Genomic DNA, 19,336 nt, shown 5'->3' on the forward strand with positions numbered 1-19,336 from the left:
TGTGCACTACATTAGAGCAACAGAATGATCTTCAGAAGCTTCGCTCGTTGCGCCGCGTCACCGGGAAAGCAGTATCCAAGCCACTCCGACAGGTAGCGATTATTATGGCACCGATTTTGCTTGCTTACGGGGTGATCAAGTTATCTCCGTTTTTTAACAATCAGCCGCAAGCCTACTATACAAGCCGTACGTCCAGAATCACTAATGCAGGATAAAAAAAGGAAATTGGCATGTCAAAGCAGATTGACCTTTGCAGTACTCGGAATTTAAGCTTCGCAGCTAAAAAACAAATCATACAGAGCCTGGGAAAACAAGGGAATGGAGATGCCTGCCGGTTACTCGTCGAATTTTTATCCGACAGCGACACAACGATTCAGGAGTTGGCCGCATCCACCCTGATCAGGATCAATACTTCTGAAGTGACCGTCAGCCTTTTGCCCCTGCTGCATAAAAGTGATGCACAAATCCAGAATATGGTCATGGAGATCATCGCTGAGATTGCCTACGATCATATCTCTCTGCTCATTCCCTTACTGCAGGATTCTCACGAGCCGATCAGGGCCCGCATCGCCGACCTGCTCGGATTAATCGGCAACCCCGAGGCCGGAGAGGCATTAATAGCTTCTCTCCGGGACCCTTCTCCCCGAGTGAGGAGCGGAGCTCTGGCCAGCCTGGGAAAGCTGAAAAGCGAGGACGGGATCGGGGCAATCGAAAGACTGCTGCAGACCGAAGAGGAATCCTGGGTGATTTTCTCCGGTATCAAAAGCCTGGAACAAATCGGGGGCAAGAAGGCTATCCAGATTCTCCTGGAGCTTCTCAAGCAGGATGATGAATTTATCCTGGCGGCTTGCGTTGAATCTCTTGGCGAAATCGGCAGCACGCAGATCATCAGCTCCATGCTCAGAAATATCGCTCATCCGAGCGACAGCATTATCGAGCGAATGAGCACGGCCTTCATATCCATACTCCATCGACATGGGTTCTTCAGCCCGTCGAAACCGGCTGCACACTTATCCAAGCAAGCCAGGGCGGATCTCATTTCCTTCTTCAGCCTGTGTGTCAGGATCGCCATCAATCAGGGGACCCGCCTGCGGGCCATTGAACTGCTCGGAAAGCTCAAGGCCAGGGAAAGTCTGGATATCCTGTCCAGAATCGCCCAAAACGGCCCCTCCATCTTTCAGGCCGCTGCGATCCAGTCTCTTCAGCATATTGGCGGAAATACAGCCAGGGTGCTCCTTCTGCAATTATCCCCTCCCTGGGTTCAGATGGCGGCAGGTCAGCAGTTCAGCAGTCACTCGGAAAATTAAGGGCGGCAGGAACTCGGTTTACCCCTCCGGTGTTTCGGCTACTTGGAGAGAATTACGTCTTGCGTCACTGACCACTGACCACTCGCTGAGCCGTTGAGCATTGGCCGTAAAGCATTCAGGGAGGCGACGACCGCTGATCCGTTGCTGATGACGGTAGTGCCGACAGGACCGAGGACCCCGAGTAAAGCCAGGGTAATTGCTCCCGTGTTGGGGTACAGGTTAATCTTCCAGTTTTGCTGGATAAGTCGGGTTGACTCCCGGGCGATATCGATGGCTTGAGGGATCTTCCACAGGTTTCCTTCCAGGAAGGACACCTGAGCGGTTTCCCTGGCCACATCCGCCCCTCCCTTGACTGCAATGCCTACATCGGCCTGAACAAAGGCCGGGGTGTCGTTTATTCCATCTCCCACTACGGCCACGATATGCCCTCCATTCTGCAGCGACTTCACGACCTCTGCTTTCTCTTCAGGGAAGGTATCGGCCACATACTTGCCGATACCCAGAGTGTGGGCCACTTTCTGGGCAATGGCCGGATGATCGCCGGTCAGCATGACGATATCTTTGATCCCCCTGCGGCCAAGGGCCTGGATGACACTCGATGCTTCCGGCCGGATCGGGTCCGTATAGATCAAAAGGCCGATCAGACGGCCGTCCAGAGCGACAAACAGGGGAGTGGCTGCCCGCCCGTTCATCTTCAGGATATCCCGGTCAGCCTTGCCGATCCTGATTTCTTTCAGGGCCATGAAGCGGTGACACCCTACCAGCACCGAAGAGCCTCCGACCGTGGCCTCAACACCCAGACCGATCGTATAGTCAGAAGATTCCCTTTCGAGGATGGCTATTCCCCGCTGCCGGGCCGCCCTGACAATGGCCTCGGCCACCGGATGGGTCAGGCGGGCTTCGGCTGCGGCAGCCAGGGCCAGAACCTGTTCGCAGCTCATATTTCTCCCGTAGGGAATGGTCTCGACCACCTCGGGCTCTCCAAGGGTCAGGGTTCCGGTTTTATCAAAGACAATGGTATCGACCTCGGACAGAAGCTCCAGATAGCGGCCTCCCTTGATCAGGATGCCATGATGGGCAGCCTTGGCCATAGAGCTTAAAACCGTGGTCGGGGCAGCCACCCGGATGCCTGTCCCGTAATCGACAATGAGCAGGGAGGCTGTGGTGCCGGTGTTGCCGCTCAACGCCAGGGATGCCCCGGCAGCCAGGAAACTCCAGGGTACGAAGCGGTTGGCAAAGTGCTCGGCATAATTCTGAATCCTGGTTTCGCGGACAGGAGCGTTATTTACCAGGTGGACAATCCTGGCCCTGGTCGTCTCAGTTCCAACCTTCTCAGCTCTGATGTAGAGTTTTCCCTCCCGGACCACGGTCCCCGCATAGACCAAAGCCCCCTCTTCCTTCTCAACCGGCATCGATTCACCGGTGAGGATTTTCTGGTCAACGGTAGCCCTGCCCACAAGAACAATCCCATCGACCGGAATAAGCTCTCCAGGATAGACTACGACTTCATCCCCTGCCCTGATCTCTTCGACCCTCACCCGGACCTTCTTCCCGTTGCGGACGATCCAGGCGAACTGGTCCAGGCCATCGAAGAGCCTCTCGATTGCCCGGTGAGACCGCTGCACGGTTGCATCACGGATAAAATCCCCCAGGGAAACGAGCCAGACCATGGCCGCAGCCGTACTGAACTGGCCGCGAAGGGCAAGAACTGCCGTAGCCGAGGCATCAAGGACATCCACATTCGGCCTGCCCCTGTTTGCGACAAGGGCATTGAAGGCACGGGTGAAGATCGGAATGCTGGCCCCGGCCAGAAGCCAGGGAACAAACAGGGATTCAGACAGCATGCCAAGCGCCGCCGCTGTACTGGATAAAGCCAGGGGCAGCCATGAGAGCCGTTGGCGATCGCCGCAATCGCCGGGACCGTTGCCCTGAGAGGGCTTGGGCTGGTAAGCTTTCAGTGCCTCGAAGGAAAGTCCCTCAAAGATGCCGATCAGTTCATCTTCGGTGAGGATGTTCGGCCGGTAGGTCAGGATGAGGCTCTTGCATCTTCGATTCAGCCTGACCTCCTGAATTCCATGCCGGTCCCGGAAAAAGGCTTCCAAAGCCCCGTCCAGTTCCTGGTCAAACGGCTGGATTAATTCCAAGTGAAGGCGCAGACGGCCTCGGATTGAATGAATAATTCGGTATCGAAAAGGCATGTTCTCTTCCTCATCTTCCTTATGCTTCGTAACTGCTCAGATTATTGAGGCTGAAGGCTGTTAGTTTAAAATCCTTTCCATTTCCACTCCCATCTCCTATGACCGGGAATTTTTTATTATGCTTTTTTATGGTTGTACACTGACAATGGATTACTCTAAGGTTGGCTGCTGGCAGGAGTTTTTCTCCTTGAGCTGGCAAGAAAACTTTTCCATGCCCTTACGCAGCTTTGAATCTTACGAATGGGGCGCATGTGTTAGCGGATTTGGATACGGTATCAGTAATTTGTAACCAAGACTTATCGGCAATATTCTGGGTTTGTGACTACCGAAAAAACGAGCATTGCGGAGATTAAAAAACGAGCATTGCGGAGATTATGGAGAAGACTCTGGAAAAGATCGGCTACTGCCAAAGCACTCTTGCCCTGTCGGAACAAATCCTAGTGCAATATCTTGGCAAAACGGTTCCATCGGACCCATTTTCGATCTGAATCCCATGACCAGTAAATGATAAAAGCTTTCCCCTTGATCAAATCTTCCTGTAAAAGCCCCCAGAATCGACTGTCAAGGCTGCAATCGCGATTATCGCCCATCACAAAGAAATATCCCTCCGGGATAGTGATGGGGCCGAAGTTATCCCGGTTGGGAGGAACATACATGGATGCTTCGCCACTTTCATGGATCGTATAGGGTTCATCCAGGGCCTTGCCATTCAGGTAAACATGCTTATTCTGAATCTCCAGAGTGTCGCCGGGGCGTCCGATCAGGCGTTTGATAAAGTCCCGCGACGGGTCCTTGGGATATTTAAAGACAATTATATCCCCCCGCTGCGGTTTTTCGAATCGGTAAATGAACTTGTTGACAAGGATATGATCTCCTATCTGCAGGGTTGGGATCATGGACCCTGAGGGAATTTTAAAAGCCTGGACAATAAACGTGCGGATGACAAGGGCGAGAGCTACGGCGATGATAATTGCTTCCAGATATTCCCGATAGATTGACTTTCTTTTGATCTCTTTATCCTGATTCATAAAAATATTGAATTCCTCGAAAAGTTAATATATAAGTGCAAAAGATGCAGACAAAAACATAATTTTAATCATGGTTCAAAGATTTGTCAAGTATCAGGCCGTACTCAAACGGGATACCGCTGAATCGGTTAGCGGGACAAATTCCAGGTATCCGGCGATTATGCTTTAAAATAAAACGGCTTTCTAATCCATCTGCCGAAAATATGGCCCAAGTCATGGATATTAATCCATATATTATTTCCCCTCGATACCTTGAATTGCCAAGGGTATTTTTCTTGACAAGAATAAAACAGTGTGTTAAGTTTATCTATCACTGGCAACAGGCACTGGAATGAAGAGCGGTCTTCTTTTCAGCCTGAGGGATCCTTCCTTGAGCGAATTGCTCCGGTTGGAAGGAGCTCACTTTCCGGATGAGGAGAATGCCTTTCTGCGGGCTTGCAGCAGAATTTAAGGTTAATGAGTGGATGCCAAAAAAACAGACCTGTGAATATACAATCCAATCCGTACTTCATGCTCTTGATGTCTTGAACGTTTTTATCCTGAGTAATGAGAAAGAGCTGGGAGTCACAACTTTAAGTAATCGACTGAAGTTGCCGAAAAATAATATCTTTCGGTTACTGGCCACACTTTCCTGTCAAGGGTATATCGAGCAAAATCCCGTTACCGGCAATTACCGGCTCGGATTGAGATGTTTTGAATTGGGCCAATCCTGTCTGCGAAGAATGGGGCTGGTCAGCCAGGCCCATGATGTCCTTGATGCCCTGGCGAGTAAGACTATGGAAACCGCTTACCTGTCCGTTTGTGACCGTGGAGAGGTCGTCTACATCGACATGATAGAAACCTGCCGTCCGGTTCGGATTATTCCCATGCTTGGGCGCAGGGCCCCGATATTCTGCACCTCAGCCGGAAAGATTCAGGTAGCCTATAAGTCATCCGAAGAAATCCGCAACCTTCTCAAGAGCATAGGACTGAAAGGATATACCAGGAACACCATTGTTTCGGAAAGCGAGATGCTCCGGCATCTTGAACTGGTGCGTAAGCAGGGCTATGCTATTGATAATGAAGAATATGAAGAAGATGTAAAATGTGTCGGCGCTCCCATACGGGATTACACCGAAAACGTAGTGGCAGGTCTGTGCATTTCCGGTCCCATAAACCGCATGGCACACGAGAGAGTCGAGAAGGAACTGGCCCCGCTCATCAAAAATGCTGCCCTGGAGATTTCCCGCCGCCTTGGGTATGGCGCAGAGTCTATCTGACATAATTGCAACTACTCAGGTAGATAGGCTGTAGGCATTTAGGCTGTAGGAGAGGACAATGCAGCCTGACTGTAAGAAAGGCTTTTCAACTAACAGCCTTCAGACTAACAGCCTGAGTATTCATTTAAGGAGTAAATATCATCGTGAAGATTGCTGTCACTGGTAAAGGAGGAGTGGGGAAGACCACTCTGTCTGCTATTCTGGCCAGACTTTATTCACAGCAGGGGCACAGGGTGCTGGCTATCGATGCCGACCCGGACGCCAATCTTGCTTCAGCCATCGGTTTTCCGGAATCGGAAATCGAAAAAATTCAACCGCTCAGTACTCTCTCTTCCCTGATCGAAGAGCGGACGGGAGCCAGGCCGGGAGCAGGGGGAGGTTTTTTTAAAATCAATCCTACCGTAGATGATATTGCCGACCGCTTCGGCGTGCGGTTTGAGAATATCCTGCTGCTGGCGCTCGGACAGCCCAAACCCGGCGGCAGCGGCTGTTATTGTCCTGAAAGCACCTTTATCAGGAGCCTGGTGACCCACCTTCTGCTGAAGCAGGACGAAACCCTGATTCTGGACATGGAAGCAGGCATCGAGCATCTTGGCAGAGGAACGGCACGGGCGGTCGATGCGTTCCTGATCGTCGTCGAACCGGGCCACCGAAGCATTCAGACAGCCAGGGATATCCGTCAATTGGCTTTGGACCTCGGTGTTCAAGAGGTTTTCTTAGTGGCCAATAAGGTGCGGCATCTCCAGGACAGGGATTTCATTCACAGCCGCCTGGACGGTTTTGAAATCATTGGCTCCCTCCCCTTTGAATGGGCTCTGGTTGAAGCCGATGCTGAAGGAATATCACCTTTTCCCGCCTGCCGCGAGGTGATTGCGGAGATCGAAAAAATTAAACAATTCCTGGACGCCAGGCGGACCGCACCGGCAGCAAATACGGTCAGTCAGCGTTGAGGGAGAGAATGGACAGGGAAAAGATAGAAGCGGGAATCAGGCTGGTTCTCCAGGGCATCGGCATAGCTGACTGGCAGGGAGTTCAGGATACCCCGGCCCGCATAGCCGAAATGTACGGGGAAATTTTTGCCGGTCTGGATCAGGATCCGCGAAAAATCATGACTCCGATCAAGGGAGAGGAGTATGATGAGATGGTGCTGGTCAAGGGGCTTCCGTTTTATTCGATCTGTGAGCATCATCTTCTCCCGTTTTTTGGTGATGCGCATATCGCTTATTTGCCCAGAAAGGGAGAGATTATCGGGATCAGCAAACTGGCTTTGACCCTCGACGTTTTGGCCAGGAGGCCCCAGCTTCAGGAGAGGCTGACCAAGGAACTGGTGGATATTATTATGGATGGCCTCAAACCGATCGGCGCTATGGTCGTGATCCAGGCAGAGCACTTGTGCATGTCCATGCGGGGTGTGAAAAAACCTCACGCCAGGGTGGTAACATCTGCTGTGCGCGGGGCTTTTCGGGACAACCCGAAAACGAGGTCCGAAATGCTGGAGCTTATCCAGAAACCTTAGATTTTTAGTAACTACTCAGGCACAAAGGGGCAAAGGGGCAAAGGCACAAAGGGGCAAAGAAGATAGATAAATACTGGGCAATTTAGCTGGGAAGTTAAGCAGCAAATAGGCACAAACAGGCAAAGGAAACCTTGTGCCTCTGTGCCTTTGCCCCTCTGAACCTAAGTACACTGCGCATTAAATACGCGGCCAGTTAGGACGAACCATGAGATCGCGTGCGGTATTTGGTGGGGCAAAAAAGCAGCCCCACCCTACATGTGGTCGATGCCTTTCTCATGGGGGGATAGCCTCTCCTCCACTCCCTCGCCCCCTTTGGGGGGAGAGGGCTGGGGTGAGGGGGGCTATTATTTAATCCGGCCGCGCAATTCCCGCGCAGTGTACTAAGTAGTTACCAGAAGATAACAATACAAGGAGATGCAAAATGAGTGGCATGATTATCGATGGGACAAAAATCGGCAATGAACTGCGGGAGAAACTCAAAAGCAGGATCGAAACGCTCAAAACTCAGGGCAAGGTCCCCGGCCTGGCGGTGATTCTGGTGGGCGAGAATCCCGCCTCAAAGGTTTATGTCCGCATGAAGGAAAAGGCATGTGAAAGCCTGGGCATTCACTCCGAGAAATATGCCCTTCCTGCGGAAACCCCGCAGGAAGAGGTTCTGGCCCTGATCAAGCGGTTGAACCAGGATGAGAAAATCCACGGGATATTGGTCCAGCTCCCGTTGCCCGATCACTTTAACGAGGAACTGATCATCGAATCGATTATTCCCACCAAGGATGTGGATGGCTTTCATCCGGTTAATATCGGAAACCTCATGCTGGGAAAAGCTCTCTTCCCGCCCTGCACTCCGGCAGGAGTCATGGAGCTTTTACATTACAGCAATATCGATATCAAAGGGAAAAACGCTGTCGTGGTAGGCCGAAGCAACATTGTCGGAAAACCGGTAGCAACCCTGCTGCTCCAGGAGCATGCCACGGTAACTATCTGTCATTCCAGAACCAGATCTCTGGCCGATGAGATCAGGAGAGCCGATATCCTCATCGCGGCCATCGGCAGGCCCAAGATGATCACTGCGGACATGGTTAAAGAGGGAGCGGTGGTCATTGATGTCGGAGTCAACCGCCTGCCCGATGGAACCCTGGTCGGAGACGTGGACTTTGAGGGAATGAAAGACAAAGTGGCAGCCATTACCCCTGTCCCCGGCGGGGTAGGACCAATGACCATTACCATGCTTATGGCCAACACGGTCAAATCTGCAGAGATGTTCTCTTGATACTTTTGCCTTCTCAGAGGGTCAAGGAGGATAATAATCATCATGGCTGGAAAATTGTACTTCAATAAAGAGCACCTGTGGGTTAAAGTGGAGGGAAATAAAGGCACTATCGGCATCTCTGCCCATGCTCAGGAAGAGTTGGGGGATGTTTTACTGGTTGAAACCTCCGGGGTGCGCCATAAAGTACAGCAATCGGAATCCTTTGGCCAGATCGAGTCTGCCAAGGCCGTATCCGATCTGATTTCGCCGGTCACCGGGACCATTATCGAGATCAACGAGATCCTGGAGGATGAACCGGAATTGATCAATGAGGACCCCTACGGGAAGGGGTGGCTGGTCAAAGTGATCATGGACGATACCGGGGAACTGGATAATCTGCTCAGTGAGGATGACTACAACCAGTACCTCCAGGAAGAGTATAGCTGATTATGATTATTACCAGGCCAAAACCCTTTGGTGAAGTTTGCAGTGCCCTTCAGGGAAAAAAGAAGGTCTTTCTGGTCGGCTGCGGCCTGTGTGCAGCCCTCTGCCAGAGCGGAGGAGAAGAGCAGGTGCTGAAGATGAGAGAGCGCCTTACGGATGAAGGCCATGCGGTTTCGGGGTATGCCGTACTTGAGGCTGTCTGTCACCTGCTGAAGAGTAAAAAAGAGCTGCGGGCCAGGAGGGCCGAACTGGAGGACATCGAGGCTATCCTGGTCATGGCCTGCGGGGCCGGTGTCCAGGCCGTGGCACAACTGGCGCAGATACCGGCTGTAGCTGCTCTTGACACGCTGTTTCTCGGCAATGTGCAGCGGTTTGGCCAGTTCGAAGAGCGCTGCTCCCTGTGCGGTGAGTGCATTCTGAATACAACGGGCGGTATCTGTCCGGTGACCACCTGCTCCAAGGGGCTCCTGAACGGCCCGTGCGGAGGGATGCAAGAGGGTAAATGTGAGCTGGACCCTGAGCGGGATTGTGCCTGGGTCCTGATTTACGATCGGCTGAAAGCGGCAGGGCAGGGGGAGAAGCCTCAGCAAATTCGTGCTCCGCGGGACTATTCCCCATGCACTAGGCCCCGCAAGCTGGCAGTTGAGAAATAGCTGATGGAGGAATTAAGTTTTCGGCAGGTCCTGGAAAAGAACCAATTTGCCATCACCGCTGAACTTGGCCCCCCGAAGGGCACCGATGTATCCCGGATGCTGGCCCATGCCGACAGGCTCAGGGGCAGAGTGCACGGGATCAATGTGACGGATAACCAGAGCTCGGTCATGAGACTGGGATCTCTGGCTGCCTGTCACCTGCTGAAAGAGCGGGGCTTTGATCCTGTTTTTCAGATAACCTGTCGTGATCGAAACCGTCTTGCCCTGCAATCCGATCTTCTCAGCGCCAGCGTTTTGGGCATCCGGAACGTCCTGGTTCTGACCGGAGATCATCCCGGAGCGGGCGATCACCCCCAGGCCAAGGCGGTTTATGATCTTGATTCCACCCAGCTCTTGCAGGTTATTGACCGGCTCAATCACGGAAGGGATATCTCCACCCGATTTATGGGAAAGGCTCTGCCCAATAGCACAGCACTGACAGGCGGGACGGATCTTTTCCCCGGTGCAGTGGTCAATCCGGAGGCAAACCCGCTGGAGCCCCAAGTCTGGCGGTTTTCCCAAAAGGTTGCAGCCGGAGCCAGGTTTTTCCAGACCCAGGCTGTCTATGACCTGAAAAGATTCGAAGAGTTCATGAGCTATGCCAGAGAGCTTGGGGCGAAAATCCTGGCCGGTATTCTTGTGGTGCGATCTGCGGCTGCGGTCCGGTACATCAATAAAAATGTTCCTGGTGTTACCGTGCCGGATTGGGTGATCAAAGAGCTTGAGTCTTCGCCCGACCCCCTGGAAGCAGGGATCAGGATTGCCGGTCGCCAGATTCGGGAATTCAAGGGCTTGTGTGCGGGCGTGCATATTATGGCCATCGGGCTGGAGGATAAAATTCCTGCTGTCTTGGATGAAGCGGGGATTTGAGTGATCAGTGGTCAGTGGCCAGTGGTCAGTGATCAATGGCCACTGATCAGTGGTCAGTTAAATAAAGTTATCGGTTCGAAGTTATCAGTTTTCAGTTTTTTACTGGTAACTGAAAACTGATAACTGATAACTTCTTTTTAAAGGAGGTTTCAGACCTTGAACGATCAGGATCAAGCCATTGTTATCGGCGGCGGGATTGCCGGGGTCAGCTCTGCCCTTTCCCTGGCTGATAGTGGCTGCCAGGTATATGTTATTGAAAAAAAATCAAGTATCGGCGGACATGCTCTTCGCTTCGGCTGCAAGGCTACCGATCAGTGTAACACCTGCGGTGTCTGCCTGGCAAAGGACAGGATTATGAAAGCCGCCTCCCAGCCCAATATTCACCTCCTGCCTCAGTCCGAGGTGGTAGGGGTGCGGGAGAATGGAGCAGGCTTTACCGTTACGGTCCGAAAGCAGCCGCGGTTTATCGATCAGGAAAAATGTGTTGCCTGCTCCGTGTGCTACCAGAGTTGCCCAAAGCCGGGAGCGGCAATCAGCCGTCCCTATCTTTCTTCCATCCCGAACGTATTTTCCATCAACCGGGATCAATGCCTGCACTTTCAGCAGGGAGCGGCAGGCTGCACCCTCTGTCAGGAGAGTTGTCCGGCTGGAGCCATTTCCTTCGATCGGCAGGAAGAGATGACAACCCTGCGGGCTTCTGCCGTGGTTGTGGCTACCGGCTTTTCAGCCTACGATGCCAGGCAAAAAGGGCACCTTGGCTATGGCCGCATCCCGCAGGTAATCTCGGGGCTGGACCTTGAGCAGCGTCTGCTTGACGGAGATGCCACGGCCCTCGTTGAGAAGGCGCAGGGGAAGCCCCGGATAGCCTTTATCCAGTGTGTCGGCTCCCGCGATCCGCACATCAATCAGGATTACTGCTCACGGGTGTGTTGCAAATATGCTGTCCGGATGGCTGCCAAGCTCAAATCCCAATTGCCGGAGGCTGACGTAACCATTTTTTACATTGACCTTCAGCGGACGGAGCGGGAATTCCTTTCCCTGATCGAGCGGGTGAAGGAAAAAATCCGCCTGGTGAAAGGGCTTCCGGTGGAAATCGAGCCGGCGGCAGGAGGCGGGGTATCGATGCGGTATGAGGATATCGACCAGGGACGCATGGGGAAGGCCGAATTCGATCTGGTCGTCTTATCGGTGGGAATCAGCCCCTGCGGTGAAAATCAATCTCTGGCTCAAAGCCTGGGCCTGAAGGTTGGGGCGGATGGATTTTTTGCAGCGGTCAACCTTACGGATTCCACGGTAACATCCCGCAAGGGTATTTTCCTGGCCGGTACCTGCCAGGGGCCAAAGAGCCTCGTGGAATCCATTTCGCATGGCCAGGAAGCGGCCTTGCGGGCACTTGCCTTCATGAAGAGGCGGGAGGAGGTATATCATGGATAGTCCGCTCAAGATCGGGGTGTTCCTGTGCACCTGCGGCCATATGATGAATGATTATTTCGATACCAGGCTTTTGCTGGATTCCGCGGCCAGGGTCCCCGGTGTGACCTGTGTGGATGAGAACCGCTTTCTATGTACCAGAAGCGGCCTCGAGTGGCTGAAGATCAAGATTGCCCAATCCGGCTGCAACCGCATAGTCATTGCCGGATGCTCACCGCATCAGCATGAATTCAAGTTCATGCAGGCGCTTGAAGAGGCGGGTTTGAATCGCTCCTTGCTGGCCATTGCCAATATCCGGGAAGGCTGCGCCTGGGTGTGTTCGGAAAAGAGCGAATGCCAGCCGAAAGCTCAGCGGATGATCGCGGCTGCAATCCGCCGGGTGGCTCAGGCCAGACCTGTGGAAAAGGTGCAAACCAGGATGAATCCTTCGGCCCTGGTCATCGGCGCGGGATCGACCGGCGTTCGGATGGCGCTGGAGCTGCACCGGCTGGGTATTCAGCCTGTCCTGATCGACCGGAATTCCCAGGCAGGCCAGGTGGATACTTCCCTGCTCAGCCCCTGCACCGGGGGTGCCTGCACGGAGACCCTGGACCAGCGGCAGCAACTGGCGTCCGGGCTGAAAGAGCTTGGTGACAAGAAGATCGGGATTTTAACCTCCACCGAGGTCAGGGATGTGGCCGGCGGCCCCGGAGCTTTCCAGGTTACCCTCGATATGCAAGGCCAGGACAAGGTCCTTGAGGTCGGAAGCATTGTGGTCAGTACCGGCTTGCAGAGCCGGGACGGGCAGGGGCTGGCTGGTGTGGGCTCCTCCAACCGGATCGTTGGTCTCACCCGGCTGCGGGATATGGCCGCTGGCGAACGAAAGACCCTTGAGCGGATCATGATGAGCCCGGATAAGCGGACCAAGTATGTCTGCTTCATCCTTGGTGCATCGCAGGGGGGAGGATCACGCGGGGCTTTTGCCAAGAGGGCAACCGTCATGGCCCTGAACGAAGCCATTGCCCTGAAAAAGCAATTTAAGGCGGAGGTTATGGTTGCCGCCGGTGATATCATGGTCTGCGGCACGGAACTGGAATCCCTGTACCGGCTGGCCCGTGAATCCGGGGTCCTGTTCTTCCGGTTCACGGAAAGCACCCGGCCTGAAGTCAGCCTTGAAAAGGGAATCATCACCGTAAAGCTGTATGATCCTGCCCTTGCCGGAACGGGAAACGGAAACGGGAACGGAGAAGGGGGAGGTGGTCGCCCCATCTCGGTCCTGGCCGACCTTCTCATCCTTGAGGATGAAGTCCTCCCCGCTGAGGGGACTCAAAATCTGCAAAGCGTTCTCAGGATCAATCTGAACGACAGAGGATTTTACCGGGAAGGCTTTTTCCAGGGAGGAAACATTCACCTTGCGCCAAACCTCTCGAACCGGAAGGGGATCTTTGTAGCCGGGGCCTGCCACGGAAAAGAGGAAACTTCCGAGATCCTCAGCGATATCCGGTCGGTGGCTATGGCTGTCTGCTCCCTGGTATCCCAGGCAAATGCCGGGGTGGAGCGCAAGGTGGTCATCAACACCGAAAAGTGCGCCCTGTGCCTGACCTGCATCCGTACCTGCCCGCACCGGGCCATCGAGGTCGGAGAGGTCGAGGCCGGGCAGAAATGGGGGGCCAAGGTCATGCCCGAAGCCTGCCAGGGGTGTGGAATCTGTGCCGGTGAATGTCCGGCCAAGGCAATTGAAATGGTGCAGTATTCTGATGCCCAGATTTTCTCTGAACTAATCTTTTGAGGGGTAAACCAATGGATTTTACACCGGCCATTGTGGCTTTTTGTTGTGAAAATTCTGCCTATCGGGCGGCGGATACAGCAGGGGCGCGGCAGGAAGGATACCCTTCCAACATCAAAATCTGCCGGCTTCCCTGTTCGGGAAAGCTCGAAGTTATTCATATCCTGAAGGCTTTTGAAGAGGGTGCTGATGGGGTTTTTGTCTTTGGCTGTCACCCGGATAGCTGCAAGTTTCTGTCAGGGAACGTGCGGGCAGGAAAGAGGGTCGATCATACGGCTGCCATGCTGGAGAAGCTGGGAATCGAAAAAGAGCGGCTGCGATTCTTCTATCTGTCCGAACTGGAATGGACTCAATTCGTGGATCTGGTTCGACAGGGCAATGAAAGTATCAGGAGCCTGGGGCCCAGTCCGGTAAAGGTGAAACCATGATTGTTGCAGATCAGAAAGATATAACCGAAATTATCGCCATGACCGAAGGTTACCGCAATATTCTGGTAATCGGCTGTGATACCTGTGTGACGGTTTGCCTGGCCGGTGGAGCCAAGGAAGTGGCCATTCTGGCTTCCGGGCTGCGGCTGGCAGCCAAGGCCAGCGGCAGGCAGGTGGAAGTGCACGAGACCAGCATCGAGCGCCAGTGCGAGAAAGAGTTTGTTGACGCTCTGCACAGTGCGGTCAAGGGGCAAGACCTCCTGATCTCCACAGGCTGCGGCATCGGTGTCCAGACCATAGCCGAGCAGTTCCCGCAGATTCCGGTGGTACCTGCCCTCAATACCAAAATGCTGGGCCTGCCGGAGCGGCAGGGTGTGTGGGTCGAGCGCTGCCAGGCCTGCGGCCAGTGCATTCTCGATAAAACCGGCGGTATCTGCCCGATTTCCCGCTGCTCGAAGAGCCTGCTGAATGGCCCCTGCGGGGGATCGCAAAACGGCAAATGTGAAATCAACAAGGATATCGACTGTGGCTGGCATTTGATTTATGAGCGCCTGAAAGCTCTGGGCAGACTCGCATGCCTCGAAGAGATCATGCCCGCTAAAAACTGGTCCACAAGCCGGGATGGAGGACCGCGAAAGGTGATCAGGGAGGATATGTGTCTATGAAGGCAGGCAGCCGTCTGGAACAATTGTTGACTCGAGGGGAATTTGTGGCTACCGCGGAGCTGGGGCCACCAAAGAGTGCGGATATTCAATTGATTAAACGTAAGGCCGAGATACTGCGCGGATTTGCGGATGCCGTCAATATCACCGATAATCAGACCGCCATCGTCCGGGTGTCCAGCGTTGCCGCCGGGAAAATCGCCCTGGACGAGGGTCTTGAGCCCATCATTCAGATGACCTGCCGGGACCGGAACCGCCTGGCCATGCAGGCCGATATCCTGGGAGCGTATGTGCTTGGCCTGCGAAATCTTCTATGCCTGAGCGGGGACCATCAGAGCTTCGGCAACCATCCCCAGTCCAAGAACGTATACGACCTGGATTCCATCCAACTGGTGCAGATGTTCAAGAACATGCGGGATGAAAAGGTCTTTCAGTGCGGCGAGGAGATCCGGAATACCAAGAAGTCAGAAATCATGGAGCCGCGAATGTTTTTGGGCGTGGCCGCCAACCCCTTCGGTGATCCCTTCGAATTCCGCGTGGTCCGGCTGGCCAAGAAAATCAAGGCCGGAGCCGATTTTGTTCAGACCCAGTGCATCTTCGATCTGCCCAAATTCAAGCGCTGGATGCAGATGGTGGTCGATCAGGGCCTGCACGAGAAAGTATACATCCTGGCCGGAATCATGCCCATCAAGTCCCCCAAGGTGCTTCAGTACATGAAGAACAACGTGGCCGGAATGAGCATCCCGGATGAACTCATCCGCCGGATGGAAGGGGCAAAAGACGCCAAGGCCGAAGGGGTCAGGATTTGCGTGGAGCTGATTCAGCAGGCGCGGGAAATCCCCGGCGTGCGCGGAGTGCACATCATGGCCGTGGAGTGGGAGGAGATCGTGCCGACTATTGTCAAGGATGCGGGCCTGTGGCCGAGGCCACAGGTGGGGTAGTGAGGTTTTTAGTTAATATCTTGAATTTGCTGGATCTCATATCCCTCCCCCTTGAGCAGGGAGCCCCTGTGGCAGGGGGAGGTTAGGTGGGGGTGATTGCTCAGCACAGGCAAAACGCTATGCTTATGTCCTTCCCTCAATTCCTTCCACCATGTTAGGATTTTTGGGTAAGGGTGAGAGAATCCATAAACCCTTCCCTTATAGTGAGGCAGGGGAGGGGGAGATAAGGACAGATGATAGCTCATGGAGATTGACGAGGGCCGGATCGAGGAGCTGCTCAAGGAAGCTCTGGTGGAGGTGCTTGAGGAACGAAGGGATACGCTCTTCTGTGGGCTGGTTGTCGAGGTGTTGGAGGATGTTGCCTTGGCTCATGCAATACGGGAGGGAGAAAGCACAGAGCCGGTAAGCAGGGAGGATGTTTTCAAGCTGCTGGAAGACAAAGCATGAAATGATGATTCATGTCCACCAGAGATCTCGAAACCGCTATTGCTCCAAGGAGAATTGAGATGAAACAGGAGAAGAAAACGATCTTTGACCAAATGTTGTCCCACATAGGCGATCAAAGTAAAAATCTTCCGAGCATTGAATTGACAGGCTTTGTTGGAATGCATGGTCAGCGAGCCAATGGTGAGTTGATGGTAATTGGCCGCTCTGCTAATGAGTGGATAGGAAATCTGTCGCCTGCTGCTTTTTTAAATAAGGAAGAGAGACAACAATTCATTGATCAAATCTTCTCGAGAAGTGATAATGAGACAAATTGCCCCTTGCAGTGGGTTAGTGATTGCTGGGGTGCCATACCTATGCATAGGCCACGAGAATTACCCGACCAGTGTAGTGGGTCGTCCATGGCAACAGGGGAGGATTGCCTATTGTGGCAAGCGTGGCAATCTAATCTTGAGACATGCACTTGCAAGACAAGGCCCGTATTTAATGTGCAATGTACTAAGTGCGTGTATAATAAAAATAGGTACAATACCAAGAAGTCAGCTTTCTGGCGTACTATCCAGCGAGTTATTTTGAACCTTCAAATTGCAACTGACAGCGCAACTGATTGGCCAAGCCGTATAACCTGGACTAATCTTTACAAGGTTTCTCCTGCCAAGGGAGGGAATCCATACAGTACATTGATGGAATTACAGCGCCCCTTTTGCGGAAAACTGCTAAGGCAGGAAATAATTGAGTCCGCTCCCAAGCGGTTGCTCTTTCTGACTGGAATTAATTGGTTTGAGCCTTTTATACCACTGATTGGCGAGTTCATTGATGTTGTTCGTAGCACTGGTCTAGTTCAACTACGAGGGTATCTTCATATACCTGAAGCAGACTACAAGTCGAGTATAGTTGTAGCCCAGCATCCTCAAGGGAAACCAGGGGATCGTTTTGTTCTAGAAGTAACAAACGCTTTCAGGGATATACCTGTGACCTAACCGGTGGACATCTCTATTCATCATTTTAAGAAGGTAACTATATGAAATCTTTATCTCCTGATTACAAAAAAGACCTTCTCAGGGAAATAGAGGGGTTGCCGCCTGAGAAGATAAAGGAGGTTCTGGATTTTATCAAGGCAAAAGATGTCAGATATATTTCTGGACAACTAAATGGCAAGAGATGGAGAGGGAAGCCGCCAAAGACAAAAGAGGCAGGCAATATCATAAAAGAAAAATATAAAATCATAGAGAAAGACATTCTTAAAATAGTTCAGGAAATTAAGAAGAAAGACTCTACCCATGTGTCTGATTATGATTGGCTATTTGATAGGCTCCACCAAACAGACGTCTCTACGGACATGGAATATCAAAAAACTTATAAGAATTATTGGAGAATGAATAGAAGGGCTTTACCTGATGAATGGTTTAAAAAATACTTTGAAATCTTAGAAGAAGCTAAATACTGCGAAAAAGCTAAATACTGCGAAGTCGATATATCTAAAATATGCCTTGATTTATATAATATTAAAAACACAAGAGGAGAAAAAAGTCTGCAGTTCTCGTTTGCAACTAAACTAGCTCATATGATCGATAATAATAGCCCTATTTATGATAACTTTATCCGAAGCTTCTATCAATTATCTTTCCCTTCAAGGAATAAAAAAAAATAGAAGATCGACTAGATCAGGTTATGCATATTCTCATTTCTTTAAGGAAAGAATATACAATGGTTCTTACTGAGGGATTCTTAAAAAATAGTATACAAATATGGAGAGAATCATTTCAGCCTAAACATTTTTCAGAAATAAAAATAATTGATTCCTTAGTCTGGAGCTTTAGTAAGATATACGCATAATATTTTTCAGTTTTCTGCCAATGGCTTAAAGGAAGTATTTGAAAGCATTAAGAAAGTAATACGGCATCAAACCAGGGGATGAAACAAAAAATAGAAAGGCACATTTGCAATGCACCAAGTTGATATAACACAAGCCAAACAGCATCTATCCGAACTTATTGAGCAAACTATCAGCGGAGAGGATGTTGTTATTACTAAAGGTGGCCAACCGGTTGTCAAGCTTGTCGCTATCAGTAAGGGTAAGAAGCAGCGACAGTTTGGAAGTGCAAGGGGCCTTATCAAGATACCTGATGACTTCAATGAGCCACTTGAAGATTTTGAGGAGTATATGTAATGCGTGCGCTCCTTGATACAAGTTGTTTCCTGTGGTTTATTGCTGGTAGTGATAATCTGAGCATCAATGCCCGGAACTTCATTGTCGACATAAACAATGAACTTGTTCTGAGTATTTCGAGTCTATGGGAAATAGTAATCAAGGTGAGTATTGGTAGACTTGAGTTATTAAGGCCATTTGAGCAGCTCATCCCGGAGCAACTAAACGAGAATGAAATAGATATATTGCCAATAGAATTGAGCCATCTTTCAACGGTTATGGAATTGCCGTTTCATCATCGAGATCCGTTTGATCGGTTGATAATTGCGCAGGGCATTACGGAGAGGCTTCCGGTGATTAGCAATGACAATGTTTTTCATGAGTATCCTATTGAAATAATATGGTGAGCAATGAGCAGTCGTCCCCTGTTGAAATAGCCAGAATAGTCAGTATCGCGTTAGGTTCACAACACGAAAAATACGTATACAAATCATAGGCTCAGCCTATGAGGCCAAGAGACATGACTATACTTGATAAAGTCAAAGAGCTTGAAAAATATATTGCTTCTGGCAAGTCGGCGGTTGATCCGGTAATGGACATTGCTCTTGATAAATTACTGGAGCGTGAAATCGGTCGAATGCTTGAGTTAAGAATACGATTGGCCAATCAACTTAAGGAATTCGAAGAGAAATATGCTTTAGTTTCATCCGATTTTTACAGATGCTATGAAAATGGCGAAATGGGTGATGCAACGGACTTTGTTGAGTGGGCAGCTACTGTGGAAATGCTGGTGAATACCGAAAGGTGGCTGGCATTATTGAGGCAAGATGCTGACTCATGTATCCAGTTGTTAGGCAATACTTTGATTTAATTGATGCCCGCTTGATTGAAAGTTCAGTCATTATGGGTAGTACTCGCAATTATACTTAGCTCATTACAAGGGAAAGCGGCCT

The 19,336-nt window shown here is 51.6% G+C and carries 21 protein-coding genes; 19 read left to right on the forward strand and 2 right to left on the reverse strand.

Going from position 1 to position 19,336, the window contains the following annotated elements; genetic code table 11:
- The first annotated feature begins 230 nt into the window (after nt 1-230).
- Nucleotides 231-1,307, forward strand: coding sequence for a HEAT repeat domain-containing protein (locus tag AB1611_16295; GenBank protein ID MEW6381149.1), 1,077 nt, complete (start codon nt 231-233; stop codon nt 1,305-1,307).
- Nucleotides 1,308-1,345: 38 nt separating this feature from the next.
- On the opposite strand, the gene AB1611_16300 is transcribed toward AB1611_16295, so the two are convergent.
- Together AB1611_16300 and lepB are read right to left on the reverse strand one after the other, a co-directional pair.
- Nucleotides 1,346-3,451, reverse strand: coding sequence for a heavy metal translocating P-type ATPase (locus AB1611_16300; GenBank protein MEW6381150.1), 2,106 nt, complete (start codon nt 3,449-3,451; stop codon nt 1,346-1,348).
- A gap of 491 nt (nt 3,452-3,942) precedes the next feature.
- Complete coding sequence (lepB, locus tag AB1611_16305; protein ID MEW6381151.1) at nt 3,943-4,533, reverse strand: signal peptidase I; 591 nt, start codon at nt 4,531-4,533, stop codon at nt 3,943-3,945.
- Between the two features lie 464 nt (nt 4,534-4,997).
- Between lepB and AB1611_16310 the strand changes: the two genes are divergently transcribed.
- The 18 genes from AB1611_16310 to AB1611_16395 all read left to right on the forward strand — a co-directional run bounded on the left by AB1611_16310 (nt 4,998) and on the right by AB1611_16395 (nt 19,254).
- The gene (locus AB1611_16310) at nt 4,998-5,792 is read left to right on the forward strand and encodes an IclR family transcriptional regulator (protein MEW6381152.1); all 795 of its coding nucleotides are present in this window, start codon (nt 4,998-5,000) and stop codon (nt 5,790-5,792) included.
- Nucleotides 5,793-5,935: 143 nt separating this feature from the next.
- Nucleotides 5,936-6,742: a carbon monoxide dehydrogenase accessory protein CooC gene (locus AB1611_16315; GenBank protein ID MEW6381153.1), complete on the forward strand. Its 807-nt coding sequence runs from the start codon at nt 5,936-5,938 to the stop codon at nt 6,740-6,742.
- 8 nt (nt 6,743-6,750) lie between these two features.
- A complete protein-coding gene (gene folE / locus AB1611_16320) occupies nt 6,751-7,308 on the forward strand; it encodes a GTP cyclohydrolase I FolE (protein MEW6381154.1) in 558 nt (185 codons plus the stop codon).
- A 421-nt stretch (nt 7,309-7,729) separates the two neighbouring features.
- Nucleotides 7,730-8,578, forward strand: a complete 849-nt coding sequence (gene folD, locus AB1611_16325; protein MEW6381155.1) for a bifunctional methylenetetrahydrofolate dehydrogenase/methenyltetrahydrofolate cyclohydrolase FolD — start codon at nt 7,730-7,732, stop codon at nt 8,576-8,578.
- Between the two features lie 36 nt (nt 8,579-8,614).
- A complete protein-coding gene (gene gcvH / locus AB1611_16330) occupies nt 8,615-9,004 on the forward strand; it encodes a glycine cleavage system protein GcvH (protein MEW6381156.1) in 390 nt (129 codons plus the stop codon).
- 2 nt (nt 9,005-9,006) lie between these two features.
- Nucleotides 9,007-9,654, forward strand: a complete 648-nt coding sequence (locus AB1611_16335; protein ID MEW6381157.1) for a methylenetetrahydrofolate reductase C-terminal domain-containing protein — start codon at nt 9,007-9,009, stop codon at nt 9,652-9,654.
- A 3-nt stretch (nt 9,655-9,657) separates the two neighbouring features.
- Complete coding sequence (locus AB1611_16340) at nt 9,658-10,563, forward strand: methylenetetrahydrofolate reductase (GenBank protein MEW6381158.1); 906 nt, start codon at nt 9,658-9,660, stop codon at nt 10,561-10,563.
- A gap of 156 nt (nt 10,564-10,719) precedes the next feature.
- Entirely contained in the window at nt 10,720-11,997 is a 1,278-nt protein-coding gene (locus AB1611_16345) for an FAD-dependent oxidoreductase (GenBank protein ID MEW6381159.1), read from the forward strand.
- Nucleotides 11,990-13,762, forward strand: coding sequence for a 4Fe-4S dicluster domain-containing protein (locus AB1611_16350; GenBank protein ID MEW6381160.1), 1,773 nt, complete (start codon nt 11,990-11,992; stop codon nt 13,760-13,762). The genes AB1611_16345 and AB1611_16350 overlap by 8 nt, the downstream gene beginning before the upstream one ends.
- An 11-nt stretch (nt 13,763-13,773) precedes the next feature.
- Nucleotides 13,774-14,187, forward strand: a complete 414-nt coding sequence (locus tag AB1611_16355) for a hydrogenase iron-sulfur subunit (GenBank protein ID MEW6381161.1) — start codon at nt 13,774-13,776, stop codon at nt 14,185-14,187.
- Complete coding sequence (locus AB1611_16360; protein ID MEW6381162.1) at nt 14,184-14,852, forward strand: methylenetetrahydrofolate reductase C-terminal domain-containing protein; 669 nt, start codon at nt 14,184-14,186, stop codon at nt 14,850-14,852. The genes AB1611_16355 and AB1611_16360 overlap by 4 nt, the downstream gene beginning before the upstream one ends.
- Nucleotides 14,849-15,790: a methylenetetrahydrofolate reductase gene (locus tag AB1611_16365; protein MEW6381163.1), complete on the forward strand. Its 942-nt coding sequence runs from the start codon at nt 14,849-14,851 to the stop codon at nt 15,788-15,790. Before AB1611_16360 ends, AB1611_16365 begins: the two co-directional genes overlap by 4 nt.
- A 243-nt stretch (nt 15,791-16,033) precedes the next feature.
- Nucleotides 16,034-16,237, forward strand: coding sequence for a hypothetical protein (locus AB1611_16370; GenBank protein MEW6381164.1), 204 nt, complete (start codon nt 16,034-16,036; stop codon nt 16,235-16,237).
- Nucleotides 16,238-16,296: 59 nt separating this feature from the next.
- A complete protein-coding gene (locus tag AB1611_16375) occupies nt 16,297-17,214 on the forward strand; it encodes a hypothetical protein (GenBank protein ID MEW6381165.1) in 918 nt (305 codons plus the stop codon).
- A gap of 41 nt (nt 17,215-17,255) precedes the next feature.
- Complete coding sequence (locus tag AB1611_16380) at nt 17,256-17,885, forward strand: hypothetical protein (protein MEW6381166.1); 630 nt, start codon at nt 17,256-17,258, stop codon at nt 17,883-17,885.
- 294 nt (nt 17,886-18,179) lie between these two features.
- Nucleotides 18,180-18,404 carry a type II toxin-antitoxin system Phd/YefM family antitoxin gene (locus tag AB1611_16385; GenBank protein MEW6381167.1) on the forward strand — a complete coding sequence of 75 codons (225 nt, stop codon included), beginning with the start codon at nt 18,180-18,182 and terminating at the stop codon, nt 18,402-18,404.
- Entirely contained in the window at nt 18,404-18,790 is a 387-nt protein-coding gene (locus tag AB1611_16390) for a type II toxin-antitoxin system VapC family toxin (protein ID MEW6381168.1), read from the forward strand. The genes AB1611_16385 and AB1611_16390 overlap by 1 nt, the downstream gene beginning before the upstream one ends.
- A gap of 113 nt (nt 18,791-18,903) precedes the next feature.
- Entirely contained in the window at nt 18,904-19,254 is a 351-nt protein-coding gene (locus AB1611_16395) for a hypothetical protein (protein ID MEW6381169.1), read from the forward strand.
- The last annotated feature ends 82 nt before the right edge of the window (nt 19,255-19,336 follow it).

The sequence above is a fragment of the bacterium genome (assembly GCA_040755755.1).
GTDB lineage: Bacteria > SZUA-182 > SZUA-182 > DTGQ01 > DTGQ01 > DTGQ01.

Excerpts from the sequence above, each read along its gene's own strand:
- AB1611_16295 (MEW6381149.1), top strand. The coding sequence starts at position 231 with ATGTCAAAGCAGATTGACCTTTGCAGTACTCGGAATTTAAGCTTCGCA.
- lepB (MEW6381151.1), bottom strand. The coding sequence starts at position 4,533 with ATGAATCAGGATAAAGAGATCAAAAGAAAGTCAATCTATCGGGAATAT.
- AB1611_16310 (MEW6381152.1), top strand. The coding sequence starts at position 4,998 with ATGCCAAAAAAACAGACCTGTGAATATACAATCCAATCCGTACTTCAT.
- folE (MEW6381154.1), top strand. The coding sequence starts at position 6,751 with ATGGACAGGGAAAAGATAGAAGCGGGAATCAGGCTGGTTCTCCAGGGC.
- folD (MEW6381155.1), top strand. The coding sequence starts at position 7,730 with ATGAGTGGCATGATTATCGATGGGACAAAAATCGGCAATGAACTGCGG.
- AB1611_16335 (MEW6381157.1), top strand. The coding sequence starts at position 9,007 with ATGATTATTACCAGGCCAAAACCCTTTGGTGAAGTTTGCAGTGCCCTT.
- AB1611_16340 (MEW6381158.1), top strand. The coding sequence starts at position 9,658 with ATGGAGGAATTAAGTTTTCGGCAGGTCCTGGAAAAGAACCAATTTGCC.
- AB1611_16350 (MEW6381160.1), top strand. The coding sequence starts at position 11,990 with ATGGATAGTCCGCTCAAGATCGGGGTGTTCCTGTGCACCTGCGGCCAT.
- AB1611_16355 (MEW6381161.1), top strand. The coding sequence starts at position 13,774 with ATGGATTTTACACCGGCCATTGTGGCTTTTTGTTGTGAAAATTCTGCC.
- AB1611_16360 (MEW6381162.1), top strand. The coding sequence starts at position 14,184 with ATGATTGTTGCAGATCAGAAAGATATAACCGAAATTATCGCCATGACC.
- AB1611_16365 (MEW6381163.1), top strand. The coding sequence starts at position 14,849 with ATGAAGGCAGGCAGCCGTCTGGAACAATTGTTGACTCGAGGGGAATTT.
- AB1611_16370 (MEW6381164.1), top strand. The coding sequence starts at position 16,034 with ATGGAGATTGACGAGGGCCGGATCGAGGAGCTGCTCAAGGAAGCTCTG.
- AB1611_16375 (MEW6381165.1), top strand. The coding sequence starts at position 16,297 with ATGAAACAGGAGAAGAAAACGATCTTTGACCAAATGTTGTCCCACATA.
- AB1611_16380 (MEW6381166.1), top strand. The coding sequence starts at position 17,256 with ATGAAATCTTTATCTCCTGATTACAAAAAAGACCTTCTCAGGGAAATA.
- AB1611_16385 (MEW6381167.1), top strand. The coding sequence starts at position 18,180 with ATGCACCAAGTTGATATAACACAAGCCAAACAGCATCTATCCGAACTT.
- AB1611_16390 (MEW6381168.1), top strand. The coding sequence starts at position 18,404 with ATGCGTGCGCTCCTTGATACAAGTTGTTTCCTGTGGTTTATTGCTGGT.
- AB1611_16395 (MEW6381169.1), top strand. The coding sequence starts at position 18,904 with ATGACTATACTTGATAAAGTCAAAGAGCTTGAAAAATATATTGCTTCT.